General features: G+C 66.3%; 14 protein-coding genes and 1 riboswitch. Of the genes, 8 read left to right on the forward strand and 6 right to left on the reverse strand.

All coding sequences use genetic code 11. From position 1 onward, the window contains the following. Window positions 1–44 precede the first annotated feature (44 nt). Window positions 45–2,750, forward strand: coding sequence for a phosphoenolpyruvate carboxylase (gene ppc, locus B5X73_RS02620; RefSeq protein ID WP_079520459.1), 2,706 nt, complete (start codon window positions 45–47; stop codon window positions 2,748–2,750). A 63-nt stretch (window positions 2,751–2,813) separates the two neighbouring features. Here the strand turns inward: ppc and B5X73_RS02625 are convergent, their stop codons facing one another. From B5X73_RS02625 to B5X73_RS02635, 3 genes are read right to left on the reverse strand one after another with little or no spacing between them, the layout of a single operon-like run. After that, window positions 2,814–4,694 carry an ATP-binding cassette domain-containing protein gene (locus B5X73_RS02625; RefSeq protein ID WP_079520460.1) on the reverse strand — a complete coding sequence of 627 codons (1,881 nt, stop codon included), beginning with the start codon at window positions 4,692–4,694 and terminating at the stop codon, window positions 2,814–2,816. A gap of 35 nt (window positions 4,695–4,729) precedes the next feature. Further along, complete coding sequence (locus B5X73_RS02630) at window positions 4,730–5,773, reverse strand: aldose epimerase family protein (RefSeq protein ID WP_079520461.1); 1,044 nt, start codon at window positions 5,771–5,773, stop codon at window positions 4,730–4,732. Window positions 5,774–5,800: 27 nt separating this feature from the next. Next, complete coding sequence (locus B5X73_RS02635; protein ID WP_079520462.1) at window positions 5,801–6,976, reverse strand: XylR family transcriptional regulator; 1,176 nt, start codon at window positions 6,974–6,976, stop codon at window positions 5,801–5,803. Between the two features lie 153 nt (window positions 6,977–7,129). On the opposite strand from B5X73_RS02635, the gene xylA reads away from it, so the two are divergent. The 6 genes from xylA to B5X73_RS20545 are packed head-to-tail and all read left to right on the forward strand — an operon-like array spanning window position 7,130 to window position 13,956. Then, window positions 7,130–8,446, forward strand: coding sequence for a xylose isomerase (xylA, locus tag B5X73_RS02640; RefSeq protein ID WP_036110348.1), 1,317 nt, complete (start codon window positions 7,130–7,132; stop codon window positions 8,444–8,446). Window positions 8,447–8,462: 16 nt separating this feature from the next. Then, window positions 8,463–9,944 (forward strand): xylulokinase, encoded by a 1,482-nt coding sequence (gene xylB / locus B5X73_RS02645; RefSeq protein ID WP_343124636.1) that lies wholly within the window; start codon window positions 8,463–8,465, stop codon window positions 9,942–9,944. Window positions 9,945–9,996: 52 nt separating this feature from the next. Then, a complete protein-coding gene (gene xylF / locus B5X73_RS02650; RefSeq protein WP_254857205.1) occupies window positions 9,997–11,010 on the forward strand; it encodes a D-xylose ABC transporter substrate-binding protein in 1,014 nt (337 codons plus the stop codon). Window positions 11,011–11,061: 51 nt separating this feature from the next. Further along, window positions 11,062–12,609 carry a xylose ABC transporter ATP-binding protein gene (locus B5X73_RS02655; RefSeq protein ID WP_036110353.1) on the forward strand — a complete coding sequence of 516 codons (1,548 nt, stop codon included), beginning with the start codon at window positions 11,062–11,064 and terminating at the stop codon, window positions 12,607–12,609. A gap of 40 nt (window positions 12,610–12,649) precedes the next feature. Beyond that, window positions 12,650–13,795 carry a sugar ABC transporter permease gene (locus tag B5X73_RS02660; protein ID WP_079520464.1) on the forward strand — a complete coding sequence of 382 codons (1,146 nt, stop codon included), beginning with the start codon at window positions 12,650–12,652 and terminating at the stop codon, window positions 13,793–13,795. 11 nt (window positions 13,796–13,806) lie between these two features. Continuing rightward, entirely contained in the window at window positions 13,807–13,956 is a 150-nt protein-coding gene (locus B5X73_RS20545) for a hypothetical protein (RefSeq protein ID WP_217699732.1), read from the forward strand. A 126-nt stretch (window positions 13,957–14,082) separates the two neighbouring features. On the opposite strand, the gene B5X73_RS02665 is transcribed toward B5X73_RS20545, so the two are convergent. From B5X73_RS02665 to metE, 3 genes are all read right to left on the reverse strand, one after another. Next, window positions 14,083–14,625 (reverse strand): DUF4142 domain-containing protein, encoded by a 543-nt coding sequence (locus tag B5X73_RS02665; protein ID WP_051943305.1) that lies wholly within the window; start codon window positions 14,623–14,625, stop codon window positions 14,083–14,085. Window positions 14,626–14,769: 144 nt separating this feature from the next. Beyond that, window positions 14,770–15,990 (reverse strand): methionine adenosyltransferase, encoded by a 1,221-nt coding sequence (metK, locus tag B5X73_RS02670; RefSeq protein ID WP_036110358.1) that lies wholly within the window; start codon window positions 15,988–15,990, stop codon window positions 14,770–14,772. A 275-nt stretch (window positions 15,991–16,265) separates the two neighbouring features. Further along, a complete protein-coding gene (gene metE, locus B5X73_RS02675) occupies window positions 16,266–18,557 on the reverse strand; it encodes a 5-methyltetrahydropteroyltriglutamate--homocysteine S-methyltransferase (protein ID WP_079520465.1) in 2,292 nt (763 codons plus the stop codon). A gap of 194 nt (window positions 18,558–18,751) precedes the next feature. Beyond that, window positions 18,752–18,969, reverse strand: a riboswitch (cobalamin riboswitch). Between the two features lie 90 nt (window positions 18,970–19,059). On the opposite strand from metE, the gene B5X73_RS02680 reads away from it, so the two are divergent. Further along, window positions 19,060–20,343 carry a glycosyltransferase gene (locus tag B5X73_RS02680; protein WP_079520466.1) on the forward strand — a complete coding sequence of 428 codons (1,284 nt, stop codon included), beginning with the start codon at window positions 19,060–19,062 and terminating at the stop codon, window positions 20,341–20,343. Window positions 20,344–20,376: the final 33 nt, after the last annotated feature.

Below are 20,376 nucleotides of genomic sequence, written 5' to 3' on the forward strand. Positions count from 1 at the left end.
TCTTTTTAGGTACTCTCAGGGTTTCGACCCCACGTGAGACTCCGATGGAAGCTGCGCGCGATCCGGAATTCCTGCCCCACGACGACCCCCTCCGCGAGGACGTGCGCCGACTGGGCGTCCTCGTCGGTCAGATGCTGGCGGAGCAGGGCGGCCAGCCCTTCTTCGACCGCGTCGAGCACGTGCGCACCACCGCGATCCACCGCCGCCGCAGCGGCGCCGCGGTGGATGCCCTGGCCGACCCGTTGACGGGCCTCGACCCGGCCGATGCCGAATCCCTGGCGCGCGCCTTCGCCACCTACTTCCAGGCGGTCAATACCGCCGAGCGCGTGCACCGTATCCGCCGCCGCCGCGACTATCAGCGCGAAGGCGGTGCGCCCCAGCCCGAATCGCTTGCCGCCGTGCTGGCCCGCCTGAAAGAGGATGGCGTGAGTCGCGACGAACTGCGTGCCTTGCTGGACCGTCTCGATGTCGAGCCGGTATTCACCGCCCACCCGACGGAAGCGGTGCGCCGTTCGCTGCTCGAGAAGGAGCAGGAGATCGTCCGTGCGCTGGTCGACGAGTTCGATCCCACGCGTACCCCGCAGGAACGACGCGATGACGATGCGCGCATCCTGATGGCGTTGTCGTCGGGCTGGCAGACGGCGGAAGCGTCGCCGGTCCGCCCCAGCGTGCAGGACGAGTTCGATCATGTCGGCTTCTACATCGCGCGGCCGATATACCGCGTGCTGCCGGCCCTGTACGAATCGCTCCAGCAGGCGATCGACGAGACCTACGGCGAAGGTGTGACCCTTCCACGCGTGCTTCGCTTCGCCACCTGGGTAGGCGGCGACATGGACGGCAATCCCAACGTCAACGCCGAGACCATCGCCGCGACGCTGTCCGCGCAGCGCGCGCTGGTCCTCGAGCGCTATCTGGAGGACGTGGCGGCGCTCGGTCGCCTGCTCAGCCAGACCGACGATCGCGTGACGCTCGACGATACGCTGGTGCGTCGTCTGGAGACATATCGCGAGGACCTGCCCGAGGCCGCGGCGAGGATCCGTCCGCGCCACGCGGATATGCCGTATCGCACCTTTCTCGCCTTCGTCGCGGCGCGACTCGAAGCGACGCTGCACGAACAGGCGCAGTCGTACCCCGATGCGGACGCCTTCATCGACGATATCGCGCTGATCGAAAAGAGCCTGGTTCAGCACGACGGCAGGCACGCGGGTGCGTATGCCGTCGGCCGCCTGCTCTGGCGTGCGCGGACGTTCGGTTTCCATCTCGCGCGTCTGGATGTGCGCCAGGACGCGCGCGTGCATGACGAAGCCCTGTCGGCTCTGCTCGACGATGCGGACTGGTCGGGTCGCGATACCGATGCGCGGGTGAAAGCCCTGCGTCCGTACGCGGCGGGTGAGCGCAGCTTCGTCGCCGGCGAGGACCATGAAGCCGCGGGCATGCTGCGTGACGTGTTTGCGACGCTGGCCGATTCGCGCACGCGCTACGGTACCGAAGCGACCGGCCTGTACATCATCAGCATGGCCGAAACCGCGGCGGACGTACTTGCCGTACTCGCGCTGGCACGCCGTGGTGGCCTGCTCGAAGACGGTCGCGTGCCGCTCGACGTCGCACCCCTGTTCGAGACCATCGACGACCTCGCCGGTGGCGCGACCACGTTGCAGGCACTGCTGGACGATCCCGTCTATCGTGCCCATCTGAAGGCACGCGGCGATCGCCAGTGGGTGATGCTCGGTTACTCCGACAGCGGCAAGGACGGCGGTACGGTCGCCTCCAAGTGGAGCCTGCAGCGTGCGCAGGTCGAACTGCTCGACGTCGCCGCGAGGGCGGGTATCCGGATCGGGTTTTTCCACGGTCGTGGCGGTTCGGCCAGCCGGGGTGGGTCGCGCATCACGCCCGCTCTGATGGCGTCCCCTCGCGGCTCGGTCGGTGGCGTGTTGCGCGTTACCGAGCAGGGCGAGGTCATCCACCGCAAGTACGGCATTCGCGCGCTCGCGGTGCGCAATCTCGAGCAGACGCTCGGTGCGGTCATGCGTGCCTCGCTGCGGCCGCGTGAGACCGAAGCGCGCGAGGCCGGGTGGAAGGACGTCATGGCCCGTCTGTCGGACGAGAGCCGTAAGGCGTACCGCGCCTTCGTGGACACGGAGGGCTTCGTCGATTACTTCCGCGGTGCCACGCCCATCGACGTCATCGAGCGCATGACGCTCGGGTCGCGTCCGGCGCGTCGTCGCAGCATGAAGGGCGTGGAGGATCTGCGCGCCATTCCCTGGGTCTTTTCGTGGACGCAGTGCCGTGCGGTGCTCACCGGCTGGTATGGCCTCGGTGGCGCGCTCGATGTGGTGGCGAAGGAGTGCGGCGAAGAGGCGCTGGTCCACATGGCCCGCGAGTGGCCGTTTTTCTCGACCATGCTGGACGACGTCGAGATGGTGCTGGCCAAGGCCGACATCGACATCGCCGAAGCGTTCTCGCAGCTGGCCGGGCCGCTCCACGAACGGTTCTTCCCCATGATCCGCGCCGAGTTCGAGCGGACCGTGGCCTGGGTGCTGAAGCTCAAGGGCGCCTCGGAGTTGCTGGCCGGCGATCCCCGTCTGGCGACCTCGATCCGTCTGCGCAACCCGTACGTGGACCCCATGAGCCTCCTGCAGGTCGACCTGCTGCGACGTTGGCGTGCCACCGAAGGCAAGGACGATGCGTTGCTCAACGCACTCGTGGCCTGCGTCAACGGCGTGTCGCAGGGTCTGCAGAACACGGGTTGATTCACAGCGCCGGTAGCTGACCGGTCGAGAACCGGCAGCTATACGGCGGGAGCCGGGCTCTGCTCAGCCTTCGAGTTCTTCCCAGCGCGCGAAGGCCGCATCCAGCTCGGCCTGCACCTTCGCCAGTTCGTCGTTCGCCCGCGTGATCGCGGCCGCATCCTGCTGGTAGTACTTCGGGTCGTTCATCGCCTCGGTGCGCTTCGCGATCTCCGTCTCGAGTTCTTCGAGCTTCGCCGGCAGCAGGTCCAGCTCGCGCTGTTCCTTGAAGGACAGCTTTTTCTTCGGTGCGGCGACGGGAGCGGCTGCCGGTGCCGCGGCGGGTGCCGCTGGCTTCGCGCTGGCGGCGTTGGCGGCCTTCGCCGCCTCGATCGCGGGCTTCTGTCGCAGCCAGTCGCTGTAACCGCCGATGTACTCGCCGACGTCGCCGCCGCCTTCGAGCACGAGCGTGCTGGTCACGACGTTGTCGATGAAGTCACGATCGTGAGACACGAGCAGCAGGGTGCCGGTGTATTCGTTGAGCAGTTCTTCGAGCAGTTCCAGCGTCTCGACATCGAGGTCGTTGGTCGGTTCATCCATCACCAGCAGGTTGGACGGCTGCGCGAACAGCTTGGCCAGCAGCAGGCGGTTGCGCTCGCCGCCGGACAGGCGGGTGATCGGCGCGCGTGCACGCTCCGGCGAGAACAGGAAGTCCTGCAGGTAGCCGATGATGTGCTTGCGCTGCCCGTTGAGCTCGATGTATTCACGGCCTTCGGCCACGTTGTCCAGCGCGTTCATGCTGTCGTCCAGCGTGGAGCGGTGCTGGTCGAAGTAGGCGATCTGCAGGCTGGTGCCGAGCGTGGATTCGCCCGTCTGCGGTTTGAGTTCGCCCAGCAGGATCTTCAGCAGCGTGGATTTGCCCGCGCCGTTGGGACCCATGATGCCGACACGGTCGCCGCGCATGATCGTGGTGGAAAGGTCTTTCAGCAGCGTGCGCCCGCCGTAGCCGTGGGTGACGTGCTTGACGTCGACCACCTTGCGCCCGGACGACTGCGCATTGCCCAGCGTGATCTTGGCGGTGCCCGTCTGCTCGCGACGTTCGCCACGTTCGCGACGCAGTGCCTTGAGGGCGCGAACGCGCCCTTCGTTACGCGTGCGGCGTGCCTTGATGCCCTGCCGAATCCAGACTTCTTCCTGGGCCAGCTTGCGGTCGAAGTGCGCGGTGGCCTGGGCTTCGGCGTGCAGGCGCTCTTCGCGGCGGCGCAGGTAGTTGTCGTAGTCGCCCGGCCAGCTGGTGACGCTGCCGCGGTCGATCTCGACGATGCGGGTCGCCAGCGCGCGCAGGAAGCTGCGGTCATGGGTGATGAAGACGATGCTGCCGGTGAAGCTCTTGAGGAAACCTTCGAGCCACGCGATCGCCTCGATATCGAGGTGGTTGGTCGGCTCGTCGAGCAGCAGGAGGTTCGGGTCGCGAACCAGGGCCTGGCCCAGGAGCACACGACGCTTCATGCCGCCGGAGAGGTCGGCGAAGTCGGTGCCCGCGGGAAGCTCGAGGCGCTCGATCACCTGCTGGACGCGCGAGTCCAGATCCCAGGCGTTATGGGCCTCGATCTGCGTCTGCACGTCGCCGAGGGCATCCATGTCGCCCTCTTCGAGCAGGTGGTGATAGCGCGCGAGCAGATGACCGAGTTCCCCAAGGCCGTCGGCCACCACGTCGAACACGCTGCCGGTGGTGTCCTGCGGGACCTCCTGCGTCAGGCGCGCGATACGCGTGCCGCCCTGCAGGCGGATCTCACCGTCTTCGGCGTGAATCTCGCCGGCGATCAGCTTGAGCAGGGTGGACTTGCCCGCGCCATTGCGCCCGACGACGCAGACGCGCTCGCCGGCGTCGAGGGAGAGATTCACCTGTTCGAGCAGGAGCGGGCCGCCGACGCTGTAGTCGACATTGAGGAGTTGGATAAGAGACATCCCCCATTGTACCCGGCGGGAGCCAGCGCTGCCCTTCAGTCCGTATCGACGGTGTACCAGGTGTGCTGGCGCCAGGTGACGCCGGGCCGGAGGATCGCACCCTCGGCCTCGCTGCCGTTGACCTGGTCCGGAAAGGCCTGGGCCTCGAGCGCGAAGCCGGCAAACGGGCCGTAGGCGTCCCCGTGACGGCCCGGCTGGCCGGCCAGTTTCTGGCCGCTGTAGAACTGCAGCCCCGGCCGGTCGGTCCTCACCGTGAGCCGCCGTCCGCTGGACGGCTCGCTGACCACGGCGACGACGCGGCCCGCCTCGCTCGGACGGGCGTGCGGGATATAGCAGTGATCGAAGCCCCCCACCAGCTGCAGCTGGGGGTCCGGCCAATGCAGCCGCGATCCGATCGGCGCCGGTTCACGGAAGTCGAAGGCCGTACCGGCGACGTGCTGGCGGCCCACCGGGATCGCGCCCGCATCGATGGCCAGAAACTCATCCGCGTCGATACGGATGACGTGGTCGCGGATATCCGGGCGGCGGTCGTTGAGGTTGAAGTACGGGTGCGCCGTGAGGCTGAGCGGCGTGGGGGCATCGCTTTCCGCCTCATAGCGGAGGTCGAGGCTGCCATCGTCCTCCAGCTGCACGCGCAGCGTCACCCGCACCTCGCCCGGAAAGCCACCGTCTCCCTCGGGCGAGACGAGGCGCAGCAGCAAGGCGTCGCCGTCCGGCTCGACGTCCCAGCGCTGCAGGTGAAAACCGTCGTGGCCGCCGTGCAGGTGGTTGCCGCCGTCGTTGCGGTCCACCCGGTAGTCGATGCCGTCGACGCTGAAGCGTCCCCCGCGTATGCGGTTGGCCCAGCGTCCGACGATGGCGCCCATATACGCCGTGGAGGCGAGGTACTGCTGCGCGTCGGCGTGACCGAGCAGAATGTCGCCGACGCGTCCCTGCCGGTCCGGCGCCTGCCACGAGAGCAGGGTGCCGCCGAGGTCGGTGATGTCGATCTGCGCGTCGCGGGCGTTGCGCAGGGTCCAGCGGTGGAGCGGGCGGCCGTCGGGGAGCTGTCCCCAGGCGGTGGCGTTCGATACGGGCATGGGTAGAGCGTTCCCTGCGGACGGCGATCAGGTCGTCGTCTTGCGATGGAGGTCGAGGTACTGGCGCGGCGTGCAGTCGTACTCACGACGGAATACCGCATACATGTATTGCAGCGACGTGAAGCCGCAACGCAGCGCGATGTCCGCGAGCGGCACGTCGGAGTTGGCGATGAGGTCGCAGGCCGTGTCGAGCTTGTGCTTCAGGATCACCTGATGGACGGTCTGCTTGAGCTCGCGCTTGAAATGCTCCTCGAGCACGGTCCGCGACACGCCCACGTAGTCGGCGACCTGTTCGGTCTTGATGCCGAGACAGCCGTACTGGCGGATGTAGTGGCTGGCGCGCATGACGTGCGGGCTGCGCATCGGCTGGAACCGGCTCGACACCTGCACGTTGATGCCCACCGGTGGCACGAGGATGCGCGAGCTCGAGCAATCCACGCCCCGCAGCATCTGGTGCAGCAGGTGCGCCGCGGTGCGCCCCATCTCCTCGGCACCCTGAATCACCGACGTCAGCGGGATGCGTGTCAGCAGCTGGGCCATCGGGTCGTTGTCGATACCGACGATCGCGATCTGCTCCGGTACCGCGAAGCCACCCATGACGCAGGCCTGCAGGAGCTGGCGCGCACGGGCGTCGGTCACGGCGATGATGCCGATGGGCTTGGGCAGCTCGGCCAGCCACGTGATCAGTTCCTCCACCGCGTGGCCCCAGCCACCTGCACTGGTGGGGGAGCCTTCGTAGACGACGCCGTCGATGGATTCCTCGCGAACGATGGCCTCGAAGGCGTGTTCGCGCTCCTGCGCCCAGCGGCTGCCCGGGCTCGGGGGGATGCCGTAGAAGGCGAAGCGCGTGAGGCCCTGCTCGATCAGGTGGTCATAGGCCAGCCGCACGAGGCGCGCATTGTCGGTGGCGATATAGGGAACGCCCGCCGGATAGGCGGAAGCGTCGTGGTAGGAGCCGCCGACGGCGACCACGGGGATGTGCAGGTCGCGCAACGCATCCGGGGCGTCGGGGTCGTCGAAGTCGGCGATGACGCCGTCGCCCTGGAAGTCGTGGATGTCGCGCATCCGGCTGCGGAAGTCCTCTTCCATGAAGAGGTCCCACTCTACCCGCGTGCTGTTGAGGTAATGCCCAATCCCGGCGATGACCTGACGGTCATACACCTTGTTGGCATTGAAAAGCAGGGCGATGCGGTGCGGTGCCATGGCGGCGAAAACTAGCAGGAATCCGCGCTCCCGGCCATGACGCACCGCGGCAAAGAAAAGTACCGGGGTGGCGACTGAAATCGCAATTGCGCGCTATGCCCCCGGATCGTCAGCATCGACGGAATTCGCCCCCCTGTTTGTCAAGGATTTGTTATGTCGTACTTTTCGCACATTCCGAAGATCGCCTACGAAGGTCCGCAGTCGGACAATCCGCTCGCCTTCCATCACTACGATGCGAAGAAGCAGATCCTGGGCAAGAGCATGGCCGAGCACCTGCGTCTCGCCGTCTGCTACTGGCACACCTTCGTGTGGCCGGGCTCGGACGTCTTCGGTGCCGGCACGTTCGAGCGTCCCTGGCAGACCGCGGGCGACCCGCTGGAGAAGGCGCGTGAGAAAGCCGACGCTGCCTTCGACTTCTTCTCCCGCCTCGGCACGCCGTTCTACACGTTCCACGACACCGACGTGGCACCGGAAGGCGCGAACCTCGCCGAATACAGGAACAACTTCGCCGCGATGGTCGACGTGCTCGAGAAGAAGCAGGCCGAAACCGGCGTGAAGCTGCTCTGGGGCACGGCCAACGTGTTCAGCAACCCGCGCTACGCCGCCGGTGCCGCGACCAATCCGCAGCCGGAAGTGTTCGCCTACGCCGCGACGCAGGTCCGTCACGCCATGGAAGCCACGCATCGCCTCGGCGGTGAGAACTACGTGCTGTGGGGCGGCCGCGAAGGCTACGAGACCCTGCTCAACACCGACCTCAAGCGCGAGCGCGCGCAGCTGGGCCGGTTCTTCCAGATGGTCGTCGAACACAAGCACAAGCTCGGCTTCAAGGGCACGATCCTGATCGAGCCGAAGCCGCAGGAGCCCACCAAGCACCAGTACGACTACGACAGCGCCACGGTGTACGGCTTCCTCAAGGACTTCGGTCTGGAGAACGAGGTCAAGACCAACCTCGAAGCGAACCACGCCACGCTGGCCGGCCATTCGTTCCAGCACGAGGTCGCCACGTCCATCGCGCTGGGTCTGTTCGGCTCGATCGACGCCAACCGCGGCGATCCGCAGAACGGCTGGGACACCGACCAGTTCCCGAACAGTGTCGAAGAGCTCACCCTGGTGACCTATGAGATCCTCAAGGCCGGCGGCTTCACCACGGGCGGTTACAACTTCGACACGAAGGTGCGTCGCCAGAGCAGCGCGGCGGAGGATCTCTTCCACGGTCACATCGGTGGTATCGACGCGCTGGCGCTGAGCCTCGAGCGTGCGGCGAAACTGATCGAGCGCGACGCCCTCGCCGACTTCAAGGCGAAGCGCTACGCTGGCTGGGATGCCGAGCTGGGTGCCAAGATCCTCAACGGTGGTTTCACGCTCGCTTCCCTGTCGGACGAGGCGATTGCTCGCGACATCCACCCGAAGCACGTCTCCGGCGGTCAGGAATTGCTCGAAAATATCGTCAACCGTTATATCTACGGCTGATAGGGAGTTCGTTTTGATGGAAGCACAGGAACGCATGTACCTCGGTATCGACCTCGGCACCTCGTCGGTGAAGGCGGTGCTGATCGACGACACGGGGGCGGTGCGGGCCAGTGCGTCCAGCCCGCTCGAGGTGTCCCATCCCAGGCCGCGCTGGTCCGAGCAGGATCCCGCGGCCTGGTGGGCGGCCACCGAGGTGGCGGTCACGGATGTCCTCAAGGGTGCCGATGCCCGCCGCGTGGCGGCCATCGGTCTCTCGGGCCAGATGCACGGCGCGACCCTTCTCGATAAGTCAGACAAAATCCTGCGCCCCGCGATTCTCTGGAACGACACCCGGTCCGACATCGAGGGTGCCGAACTGGAAAAGGTGCCGGGCTTCCGCTCGATCACCGGCAACGTGGCGTTTCCGGGCTTCACGGCGCCCAAGCTCGCCTGGGTCCGCAAGCACGAGCCCGAGATCTTCGCGCAGGTCGCCAGGGTGCTGCTGCCCAAGGACTACCTGCGGCTGAAGCTCACCGGTGAGTACATGACCGATGCCTCCGACGCGGCCGGCACGCTCTGGCTCGATGTCGAGAAGCGTCAGTGGAGCGATGCGATGCTCGCCGCGACCGGCCTGGATCGCTCGCACATGCCCGATGTCTTCGAAGGCAGCCAGCCGGCGGGTCGGCTGAGCCGGGAGCTGGCGGATCGCTGGGGCATGGATACCGTGCCCGTCGCCGCCGGTGGTGGCGACAACGCGGCGGGTGCCGTCGGCGTGGGTATCGTCCGCAGCGGTCAGGCGATGCTCTCGCTGGGCACCTCGGGCGTGTACTTCGCGGTGTCCGATGGTTTCCGTGCCAGCCCCGAGCAGGCCGTGCACAGCTTCTGCCATGCCTTGCCTGACACGTGGCACCTGATGTCGGTGATGCTCAACGCGGCCAGCTGCCTGGACTTCACCGCCCGCCTCACGGGCTTCAAGGATGTCCCGGCACTGCTGGCGGAGGCCGAAGCCGCCGGCCTGAAACCCGACGGCCCGGTGTTCCTGCCTTACCTCACGGGTGAGCGCACGCCGCACAACGATGCTCATGCACGCGGCTCATTCACCAACCTGGGTCCGGGCACGCTGCGCGCGGATCTCGCCAACGCCACGCTCGAGGGCGTCGGCCTGGGTCTGCTCGACGGCTTGCTGGCGGTCGAGTCGACCGGCCTGGTGGCCGACGAGATCACGGTCATCGGCGGCGGCTCGCGTAGTGCCTACTGGACTCAGATGCTGGCCGACATTCTGGGCAAGAAGCTGGTGTTGCGCGCCGGTGGCGAAGTCGGCCCGGCGCTCGGCGCGGCCCGTCTCGCACGCCTGGCGGTAGACCCGCAAGCCACGCTGGATGAGGTCTGTCCGATGCCGGAGGTTACCGCCGTCCGCGAGCCCGATGCAGCGCGTCATGCATATTTTCTTCAAACACGTCACCCTCTGTTCCGCCGCTCGTACGAGCGTTTGAAGCCGCTGTATTCCGACGCCGCCTGAGGCGACGAATTTCCGCCCTGAAGAGGGTGAACCCAGAAGCATGGAGATGAGCATGAAGCACAAGGCCCTATACACGTTGCTCGCCGTATCGATGGCCGGCGCCGGCATTTTCGCGGCGCCGCAGGCCCACGCCAGCAAGGAAAAGCCGGTTATCGGCTTCTCCATCGACGACCTGCGCGTCGAGCGCTGGACCAAGGACCGCGATTATTTCAAGGCCGCCGCTGAAGCCAAGGGCGCCACGGTCTCGGTGCAGTCCGCCGATGCCAACGAGCAGAAGCAGATCCAGCAGATCGAGAACCTGATCTCGCGCAAGGTCGACGTCATCGTCATCGTGCCGTTCAACGCCAAGACTCTGACGACCGTCGTGGCCGAAGCGAAGAAGGCTGGCATCAAGGTCATCTCCTACGACCGCCTGATCCTCAACGCCGACGTCGACGCCTACATCTCGTTCGACAACGACAAGGTCGGTCAGATGCAGGCCCAGGGCGTGGTCAATGCCGCACCCAAGGGCAACTACTTCCTGCTCGGCGGCGCGCCCACCGACAACAACGCCAAGATCCTCCGCGAAGGCCAGATGAAGGTGCTCAAGCCGCTGGTCGACAAGGGCGACATCAAGATCGTCGGTCAGCAGTGGACCAACGAGTGGCTGGCCTCTAACGCGCAGTCGATCATCGAAAACGCGCTGACCGCCAACAAGAACAACATCCAGGGCATCGTCGCTTCGAACGACGGCACCGCGGGTGGTGCCATCGCCGCGCTGAACGGCCAGAAGCTCGCCGGCAAGGTCGCCGTGTCGGGTCAGGATGCCGATCTCGCCGCGATCAAGCGGATCAAGGCCGGTACGCAGACCATGACGGTCTACAAGCCGATCAAGACCATCGCCACGGATGCCGCCAACCTGGCGGTCGACCTCGCCCAGGGCAAGGCGCCGAACTTCACCTCCAAGATGAACAACGGCAAGGGCGACATCAACACTATCCTGCTGACCCCGACCCTGCTGACAAAGCAGAACGTCGATCTCGTGGTCAAGGACGGCTTCTATACCCAGGCCCAGGTGGGTCAGTAAGATCGGGGGCGCCCCGCTTCGTGCGGGGCGCCACCTTGAGTGAGGAAGACCGTGAGCGAATACCTGTTCGAGATGCGCCAGATCGTCAAGGAATTCTCCGGCGTGCGTGCGCTCAATGGCATCGACCTGGCCGTGCGGCCCGGTGAATGCGTGGGCCTGTGCGGAGAAAACGGCGCAGGCAAGTCCACCCTGATGAAAGTCCTCTCCGGCGTGTATCCCTATGGCACGTGGGAAGGCGAGATCCTGTTCGACGGCAAGCCGCTGCGGGCGCACTCGGTGCGTGACAGCGAAGCGGCCGGCATCGTCATCATCCACCAGGAGCTGATGCTGGTACCGCAGCTCTCCGTCGCCGAGAACATCTTCCTCGGCAACGAGATCCGCAAATTCGGCGGTGTGATGGATTACGACGCCATGTATGCGAAGGCCGAGGCGCTGCTCGCCCGGCTCAAGCTCAAGGACGTCAACGTAGCGGCCCCTGTAATGAACTACGGCGGCGGCTACCAGCAGTTGTTCGAGATCGCCAAGGCGCTGGCGAAAAACGCGCGCCTGCTGATCCTCGACGAGCCCTCGTCGTCGCTGACCTCCTCCGAGACCGACACGCTGTTGTCGATCATCGAGGACCTCAAGCGCGACGGTGTGGCCTGCGTTTACATCTCGCACAAGCTCGACGAAGTGGCACGCGTGTGCGACACGGTCACGGTCATCCGCGACGGCAAGCACATCGTCACGAAGCCGATGAGCGAGATGACCACGCATACGATCATCACCGCGATGGTTGGGCGCGAGATCGAAAATCTGTTCCCGAAGATGGACCACGACATCGGCGAGGTGATCTTCGAGGCGAAGCACGTCACCTGCTGGGACGTGGCCAACCCGAACCGCAAGCGCGTCGACGACATCTCGTTCGAAGTGCGTCGCGGCGAGATCGTCGGTATCGCCGGGCTCGTGGGCGCGGGTCGTACCGAACTGGTCTCGGCGATCTTCGGCGCCTATCCCGGCCGCTATGAGGCCGAGCTGGTGCTCGAGGGCAAGTCGATCAAGATCCGTTCGCCCGAGCAGGCGATCAAGGCCGGTCTGTCGCTGGTGCCGGAAGACCGTAAACGTCAGGGTATCGTGCCGCTGCTGGGTGTGGGCGACAACATCACGCTCGCCACGCTGGCGCATTATGCGCACGCCGGGCAGATCGACCGTCAGGCCGAGCTGCAGGTGGTCGACACCGAGATCAAGCGGCTGCGCGTCAAGACGGCCAGTCCCGAACTGGCGATCGTCGGGTTGTCCGGCGGCAACCAGCAGAAGGCGGTCCTGACCAAGATGCTGTTGCCCGGCCCCAAGGTGCTTATCCTCGACGAGCCGACCCGCGGCGTCGACGTCGGCTCCAAGTACGACATCTACAAGCTGATGTTCGAACTGGCCGCCAAGGGCGTCGCCATCATCATGGTCTCCTCGGAGATGCCCGAGGTGCTCGGCGTGAGCGATCGCGTTCTCGTCGTCGGCGAGGGCAAGCTTCGCGGCGACTTCAAGAACGTCGGTCTGACGCAGGAGCAGGTGCTCGCCGCCGCGATTTCACACGCCGCCGAGGGGCCCGCACACGCGGCCTGATCCTTCGAACCCATCCACGCGCCACCACGGAAGCTCCTCCATGCAGGCCCAGCAAATCCAGCAACTGTTCGTCCGCTACAAGATCCTCGCGCTGCTCATCGCCGTCGCGCTCATCTGGGTGTTTTTTCACGTAAAGACCGACCAGGCCTTCATCACGCCCGGCAACCTGTCCAACCTGTTCCGGCAGATGGCCATCACCGGCATGCTTGCCTGCGGCATGGTGTTCGTCATCATCGCGGGCGAGATCGATCTGTCGATCGGCTCGCAGCTCGGCCTGCTGGGTGGTGTGGTCGCCATCCTGACGGTCAACCAGGGCTGGGGCACGTGGACGTCCATCGGCGCCGTGCTGGTGCTCGGCCTGCTTATCGGTGCGTTCAACGGCTTCGTGGTCACCAAGATGCGCGTACCGTCGTTCATCGTCGGTCTCGGCGGCATGCTGGCTTTCCGCGGCATCGTGCTTTACATCACCGGCAGCTCCACCATCGCGCCGGCGCCGGATGACCTCATCCAGCTCGGCCAGGGCTTCGTCCCGGTGGCGATGTCGCGCTGGATCGGCGCCATCATCTTCCTTGCCATGGTCGCGCTGACCGTCCGCCGGCGCATGCGTCGGGGCAAGCTCGGTCTGCAGCAGGGCGCGGTCTGGGTCGATGCGGTCAAGCTGGTCGCCATCGGCGCGGTCATCTTCGGCTTCGTGCGCACGCTCAACGACGCCAACGGCATTCCCATTCCGGTGATGATCCTGCTCGGCCTGCTGGCCGTGTTCACCTACGTTTCGACCCAGACCGTGTTCGGTCGCCATATCTACGCGGTCGGCGGCAACATGGAAGCGACGCGCCTCTCGGGCGTCAACGTCGCCCGGGTCAAGCTGGTCGTGTTCGCGCTGATGGGCCTGATGTGCGCCTTCGCCGGCATCATCACCGTGGCTCGCACCGGTTCGGGTTCGCCCTCCGCCGGTACCGGCGGCGAGCTGGACGCCATCTCCGCCTGTTTCATCGGCGGCACGTCGATGCGCGGCGGTTCCGGCACGGTCTACGGCGCGCTGATCGGCGCCCTCGTGATGGCCAGCCTCGACAGCGGCATGCAGCTGATGGACGTCGACAACTCCTGGCAGATGATCATCAAGGGCGCGATCCTTGTGCTCGCCGTGTGGGTGGACGTGCTGTCGGGTTCGAACCGTAACGGCTGAGCATGAAAATCATGGACGATTTCGACACCCTCCAGGGTCAGTGGCGCCAGGTTCGGTTCGAAGATAACGGCATCATCGACCCGCCGGATGACCACGGCGGGCATGGCGCGCCGATGAAGGTATGGCCCAGCCGACGGCATTCGTCACGTCCCCGGGCCTGACGTTGCGCGGCTTCGTCCGGCATCGCCCCTAAAAATGTAGGAGCGCGCCTGCGCGCGACGCTCTTGCGCTGACGGTCGTGCGTCAGGCGTTAAGGGCATCGCGCGCGAGGCGCGCTCCTACAGGTCTTACTTTCCGCTGTTCAGCGCCCGAGCCATCTTCAGATGTTGCTTCAGCGTCGGCAGGGTCTTCTTAGCGAAGGCCTGCAGTTCCTTGTTCGAGCCCTTTTCGGCCTCGACCTCGAAGATGGCGATGGCCTTCTCGTGATCGGCGACGGCGACCTTCGCGTATTCCTTGTCGAACGCCGCGCCATTGAGGCGCTTCAGCGCGTCGATGTCTTTCTGGTTCGCGGGCGGCGGGCTCTCGGCGGTGGCATAGCCGCGGTCTCCGCTCGCAAGATTCTTCAGCTCCTCGCCCGACTTGGTGTGGTCGTCGACCATGTGCTGGCCGAACGACTTCACCCTGGCCGATCCGCCGTTGGTCACGGCGATCTTGCCCAGCTCCACTTCGGCCAGGCCTGCGCCGCTGGCATTGGTGACGAAGCCGGCATCGGTCGGGGTACCGCCCTTGGAATCGGTCTGCTTGGCGTCGTCCTGCGCATGGGCGGCGAAAGGAACGGCGGCCACGAGTAGCGCGGTCGCGATGAGGCGGGGCAGGGTGCGTGACATCATGGATTCTCCGGTAGCACGGTAACGGCTCTCAGATGTCTCATTCCAGCCATGAAAGCATTGTGACCCCGGCGGCAACTTTCTGAGGTTCCTGAACGAAAACGGGCGCCCGAAGGCGCCCGTTTTCTATCGCATGTCGCACAAAACTTACTTGCGGCGAGCAACCGTCGCGCCGAGGCCGGCGGCGTCGCGCAGGACGTCAGCCTTGTCGGTCTTCTCCCAGGAGAACGCCGTGAACGTGTTGCCGTTCTTGTCGGTGACGTCGTACGGCTTGCGGCCGAAGTGACCGTTGGAGGCGGTCGGCTGGTACATCGGGTGGACCAGATCGAGCATCTGGATGATGCCGTACGGGCGCAGGTCGAAATGCTTGCGAATCAGCTTCTCGATCTTCTCGTCGGGAATCTTGCCGGTGCCGAAGGTCGTCACCGAGATCGAGGTCGGCTCGGCGACGCCGATGGCGTAGCTGACCTGGATTTCGCAACGGTCGGCGAGGCCGGCCGCGACGATGTTCTTGGCGACGTAGCGCGCGGCATAGGCAGCCGAACGGTCGACCTTGGACGGATCCTTGCCCGAGAACGCGCCACCACCGTGACGGGCCCAGCCACCGTAGGTGTCGACGATGATCTTACGGCCGGTCAGGCCGCAGTCGCCCACCGGTCCGCCGATGACGAACTTGCCGGTCGGGTTGATGTGGAACTTGGTGCCCTTGTGCAGGAGCTTCGCCGGCAGCACGGGCTTGAGGATCAGCTCGCGCACGCCTTCGATCAGGTCCTTCTGCTTGACGTCGGGATCGTGCTGGGTCGAGAGCACGACGGCGTCGATGGCGACGGCTTCGCCGTTCTCGTAGCGCAGGGTGACCTGGCTCTTGGCATCCGGGCGAAGCCACGGCAGCGGCGAGTTCTTCTTCTTGCGGACCTTGGTCTGCTGCTCGACGAGACGATGCGCGTAGTGGATCGCCGCGGGCATGTACTCGGTGGTTTCGTTGGTCGCATAGCCGAACATCAGGCCCTGGTCGCCAGCGCCCTGTTCTTCCGGCTTCTTGCGGTCCACGCCCTGGTTGATGTCAGGCGACTGCTTGCCGATCAGGTTGAGAACGCCGCAGGTCTCGCCGTCGAACCCGACTTCCGAGGAGTCGTAGCCGATGTCGAGGATGACCTTACGGGTCAGCGCTTCCAGATCGATCCAGGCGCTGGTGGTGATCTCACCCGCGACGATGGCGACACCGGTCTTCACCAGCGTCTCGCAGGCCACGCGCGCACGCGGGTCCTGGGCCAGGATGGCGTCCAGAACGGCGTCGGAGATCTGGTCGGCGATTTTGTCCGGATGGCCTTCGGAGACCGACTCGGAGGTGAAGAGGAAATTGCTCATCGAGGGTATATATCCTTCTTTACGGATAAAGAGATAAATGGGGCGCGCCATGATACACGCCCCGTCGCCGGTTTGCAGCGGCAAGGGTACCCCCGGCGGGTGACGATTGCATGGATGTTCAGCGGGGGAAGGGGTAGGAGGGGGGTTGGGAGGGGGTTGCCGCCCGCTCTGTTGGCCTTTCGCGCGCGGGGCGCGCTCCTACGGCAGCCGCCGTATGGGAGCGCGCCCCGCGCGCGAAAGGCCAACAGCGCGGGGACACGGTGCCCCTTTTTCCGTCAGGCCACCTCCGCCAGCCGTTCGCGGGCCGCCCGGGCCACGGCCACCATCCCGGTCAGGGCCTCAGCTACCTCGGGCCAGCCGCGGGTCTTCAGGCCGCAATCGGGATTGACCCAGAGCTGGTCCGGACGAAGCACCTGGAGCGCCCGGGACAGCAGATCGGCCATTTCCTCCTTGCCGGGCACGCGCGGGGAGTGAATGTCGTAGACGCCGGGTCCGATGCCGTTCGGGTAACGGAACCGTGTGAAGGCGTCCAGCAGCTCCATCCGCGAGCGGCTGGTCTCGATCGAGATCACGTCCGCGTCCATCGCGGCGACCGCCTCGATGATGTCGTTGAACTCCGAGTAGCACATGTGGGTATGGATCTGAGTCGAGTCGCTGACGCCACCCGCGGTAATCCGGAACGCGTCGACCGCCCAGTCCAGATAGGTGGCCCAGTCACCCCGGCGGAGGGGAAGGCCTTCGCGCAGCGCCGGCTCGTCGATCTGCACGATGCCGATGCCGGCTTTCTCGAGATCGTGGACCTCGTCACGCAAAGCCAGGGCGATCTGTCGGCACACCTCGGCACGCGGGAGATCGTCACGTACGAACGACCACTGCAGCATCGTCACCGGACCGGTAAGCATGCCCTTCATCGGCCTGGCGGTCAGGGACTGGGCGTATGCGGACCAGGCGACGGTCATCGCGGCGGGACGCGCCACGTCACCGAAGACGATCGGCGGCTTGACGCAGCGCGAGCCGTAACTCTGCACCCAGCCCAGAGACGTGAACGCGTAGCCTTGCAGCTGTTCGCCGAAGTACTCGACCATGTCGTTGCGCTCGGGCTCGCCGTGCACGAGGACATCGAGCCCCGCTTCTTCCTGAAACGCCACGGCGCGCCGCACCTCCTCGCGAAGCACGGCCGTATAAGCCTCGTCGTCGAGCTTGCCCGAGCGATGCGCGGCACGCGCAAGGCGTAGTTCCGTGGTCTGCGGAAACGAGCCGATGGTGGTGGTCGGCAGGTCGGGCAGGCCAAAGCGCTGCTTCTGCACATTTGCGCGAAACGCGTAGGCCGAGCGGCGCTGTCCGAACTGGGGCGTCAGTCCACGTACGCGCGCCCGCACGTCGGCGCGCAGCACGTCGGGAGAAAGCAGTCGCGCCTCCACTGTCGCTTGCTGACGCGAGAGCGCGAGCTGCGCCGTGTCGTCGCCGACGACGGCGTCGGCATAGCGTCGCAGTTCGACGATCTTCTGCCGCGCGAACGACAGCCAGTCACCGATCGAACCCGGCAGGTGCTTTTCTTCCGACGCATCGATCGGCACGTGCAGCAGCGAGCACGACGTCGACAGCCAGAGACGCCCGTCGCCGAGGCGCTCGCGTGCGCTGGCGATGCGCGGCGCGATGGCGGACGGGTCGCTCAGCCAGATGTTGCGGCCGTCGAGCACGCCGGCGGACAGCACACGACCGGCGGGAAGCGCGTCGAGCACGGCATCCAGTTGCCCGGGCGCGCGCGCGAGATCGACATGCAGGCCGGCGACGGGCAACGACGCCGCCAGTTCGAGGTTGCCGCCGAGCTCGCCGAAATAGGTCGCGAGCAGGATGCGGCCGCGCGACCGTTCACCGATGGCGGCATAAGCGCCGCGATAGGCCGCCTGCCAGTCCGGCTCGAGATCGAGCACGAGGGCCGGTTCGTCGACCTGGATCCAGTCGGCACCCGCGTCCGCGAGCGCATCGAGCAAACCGCTCCACGCCGGCAGCAACGCGTCGAGCAGCGCCAGAGGATCGCTGCCGTCGACGGTCTTGGCCAAACGGAGGAAGGTCAACGGACCGAGGAGTACGGGGCGCGCCGCATGGCCGAGGGTGACGGCTTCACGATATTCCGCGACGACCTTGTCGGCACGCGTGGCAAACGACTGGCCCGCCTGCAGCTCGGGGACGATGTAGTGGTAGTTGGTGTCGAACCACTTGGTCATCTCCAGCGCGTGCAGGTCGACTTCGCCGTCCTGACGGCCGCGTGCCATGGCGAAATAGCCGGCCAGCGGATCGCGCTGATGGAGTGCACGGTAGCGCGGGGGAATGGCGTCGACCGCGACGGCGGCATCGAGCACATGGTCGTAAAGCGAGAAGTCGTTGACGGGAACGCTGTCGGCTCCCGCGTCGCGCGCGAGGCGCCAGTGGCGTTCGCGGAGCTGACGGGCGACGGTGAGCAGGTCGTCGGCGCTGGTTTCGCCCCTCCAGTGACTTTCGAGCGCGCGCTTCAGTTCGCGGCGTCGGCCGATGCGGGGAAAACCGGGGTAGGTAACGTGTGGCATGTGGATGATTCCTCTTCGTGGCAAAGAGGAGGGAAGGGCGGTTCGTCGCGGACGCACGTGCACTGCCACACGGAAGGTGCGGCAGCGTGAAGGCGTCATGCGGCTTGCCGTCGACCTTCGCCCCCGCGGGCGAACCGGACCCTCGCGCGAACGCGACGGCCCAGGTCGGGCAGGGCACACGCACCCATGACGGCACGCGCGCCCAGGCCGGCGGCAGGTCTTCGGGCTCGTGGATGTGGCACCTGGGTGCCGCCTTGCGTGTCGCTTCCCGGATCGCCATCGATCCAGTGCTGATGACGCGCTCGTCTCCACATACCGCTGCGGGGCAGCGCCGGATTCTCACCGGCTTCCCTCTTAGCTTTTATCCTTCTATTCGAATAGAGAGATAAAGACCGCTGGCGGCCCAGAGGTTAGCCCTACGGACGGGGCAGGTCAACGAGCCAGGCATGCATCGCGTCGACATGTCGCCCGCGACGATGCGCCAGGTCATCGGGAGTAAGGCATGGCGGCAAGGCACATCGTGATGGCGACGGTGGGATCGCAGGGTGACCTGTTTCCGTTCCTGTCCGTGGGGCGGGAGCTGGCGGCGCGGGGCCATCGGGTCACCATCGGTGCCCATGCGATTCATCGCGAGGCGGTGGCGGAGGCCGGGCTGAGGTTCGTCCTTGCCAGCGGGATCGCGGAGCCCGAGGACAAGGCCGCCTTCGCTGCCCGGGCGTTCCATCCGCTGCGCGGTCCGCGCTTCGTCGTACGTGACCTGGCTGCGGAGGATGTCGCGGCGAGCTACCGCGCGCTGGCGCCAGTATGTCTGGAGGCCGATGCGATCGTCACCTCGACGCTCGCCTTCGCCGGCCAGATTCTGGGCGAGACGACACGCGTGGCGTGGTTGTCCGCCGTCCTGTCGCCCGCGGTGTTCCTTTCCGCTTTCGATCCGCCGGCGACGGGCATGGCGCGACTCGACCGTTTCTTACGTGCGTCGCCGCGTCGTGGCGCCTGGGTGCGCCGGATCGGTGAGCGGGTGACCGCACCGTGGACACGTGCCGTGCGCAGCTTCCGGCAGTCGCTGGGTCTGGCGCCGGTGTCGGTGTGGGGCGATCCGTTTCATCGCGGACAGCACGCGCGCGATGGTGTGCTGGCGATGTATTCGCCGCTGTTGGGGCATGCGCCGCTGGATGCCCCGGCGCACAGCGTGGTCACTGGCTATTGCCGTTACTCGCCCTTCAACGAAACCCTTCCCCCGGAGCTGTCGGCGTTTCTCGACGCGGGTGACGCGCCGATCGTGTTTACGCTGGGATCGGCGGCGGTGCACGCGGGCGAGGCCTTCCTTCGCGAGAGCATGGCGGCGGCAGGGGCGCTCGGATGTCGTGCCGTCTTGCTCACCGGCTCGCCCGAGATGCGCGCGCGCTTGCCCGACACGTTGCCAGCCGGGGTGATGGCTGTGGAATATGCGTCACACGGCGCGTTGTTCCCGCGCGCTTCCGCGGTGGTACATCACGGGGGTGTCGGCACGACGCAGGAGAGTTTGCGCGCGGGGTGTCCGGCGCTCGTGGTGCCACATGGCTTCGATCAGCCTGACAACGCGGCGCGTGTGCTTCGGCTGGGTGTGGGCGATGTGTTGCCGGCATCGCGTTACCGCGCCGACCGGGCGGCGGCGAAGCTGCGCGTCCTCCTGACTGACGAAGGCGTGGCCTTGCGTGCCCAGCGCGCCGCGGGCGTCATCCGGGCCGAGCGAGGTGCGTCGCTGGCCGCGGACGTGATCGAACAGGCGATGGCGCGGCGGGGTTGAATCGCCGGCAGGGCCGGCTCCTACCAGAAGCGC

Origin of the sequence: Luteibacter sp. 22Crub2.1 (assembly GCF_900167995.1) — a bacterium.
Taxonomy (GTDB): domain Bacteria; phylum Pseudomonadota; class Gammaproteobacteria; order Xanthomonadales; family Rhodanobacteraceae; genus Luteibacter; species Luteibacter mycovicinus.

Coding starts and splice junctions, on each gene's coding strand:
- xylB (WP_343124636.1), top strand. CDS start 8,463: ATGGAAGCACAGGAACGCATGTACCTCGGTATCGACCTCGGCACCTCG.
- B5X73_RS02635 (WP_079520462.1), bottom strand. CDS start 6,976: ATGGCACCGCACCGCATCGCCCTGCTTTTCAATGCCAACAAGGTGTAT.
- B5X73_RS02660 (WP_079520464.1), top strand. CDS start 12,650: ATGCAGGCCCAGCAAATCCAGCAACTGTTCGTCCGCTACAAGATCCTC.
- xylA (WP_036110348.1), top strand. CDS start 7,130: ATGTCGTACTTTTCGCACATTCCGAAGATCGCCTACGAAGGTCCGCAG.
- metK (WP_036110358.1), bottom strand. CDS start 15,990: ATGAGCAATTTCCTCTTCACCTCCGAGTCGGTCTCCGAAGGCCATCCG.
- xylF (WP_254857205.1), top strand. CDS start 9,997: ATGAAGCACAAGGCCCTATACACGTTGCTCGCCGTATCGATGGCCGGC.
- metE (WP_079520465.1), bottom strand. CDS start 18,557: ATGCCACACGTTACCTACCCCGGTTTTCCCCGCATCGGCCGACGCCGC.
- B5X73_RS02625 (WP_079520460.1), bottom strand. CDS start 4,694: ATGTCTCTTATCCAACTCCTCAATGTCGACTACAGCGTCGGCGGCCCG.
- B5X73_RS20545 (WP_217699732.1), top strand. CDS start 13,807: ATGGACGATTTCGACACCCTCCAGGGTCAGTGGCGCCAGGTTCGGTTC.
- B5X73_RS02665 (WP_051943305.1), bottom strand. CDS start 14,625: ATGATGTCACGCACCCTGCCCCGCCTCATCGCGACCGCGCTACTCGTG.
- B5X73_RS02630 (WP_079520461.1), bottom strand. CDS start 5,773: ATGCCCGTATCGAACGCCACCGCCTGGGGACAGCTCCCCGACGGCCGC.
- B5X73_RS02680 (WP_079520466.1), top strand. CDS start 19,060: ATGGCGGCAAGGCACATCGTGATGGCGACGGTGGGATCGCAGGGTGAC.
- ppc (WP_079520459.1), top strand. CDS start 45: ATGGAAGCTGCGCGCGATCCGGAATTCCTGCCCCACGACGACCCCCTC.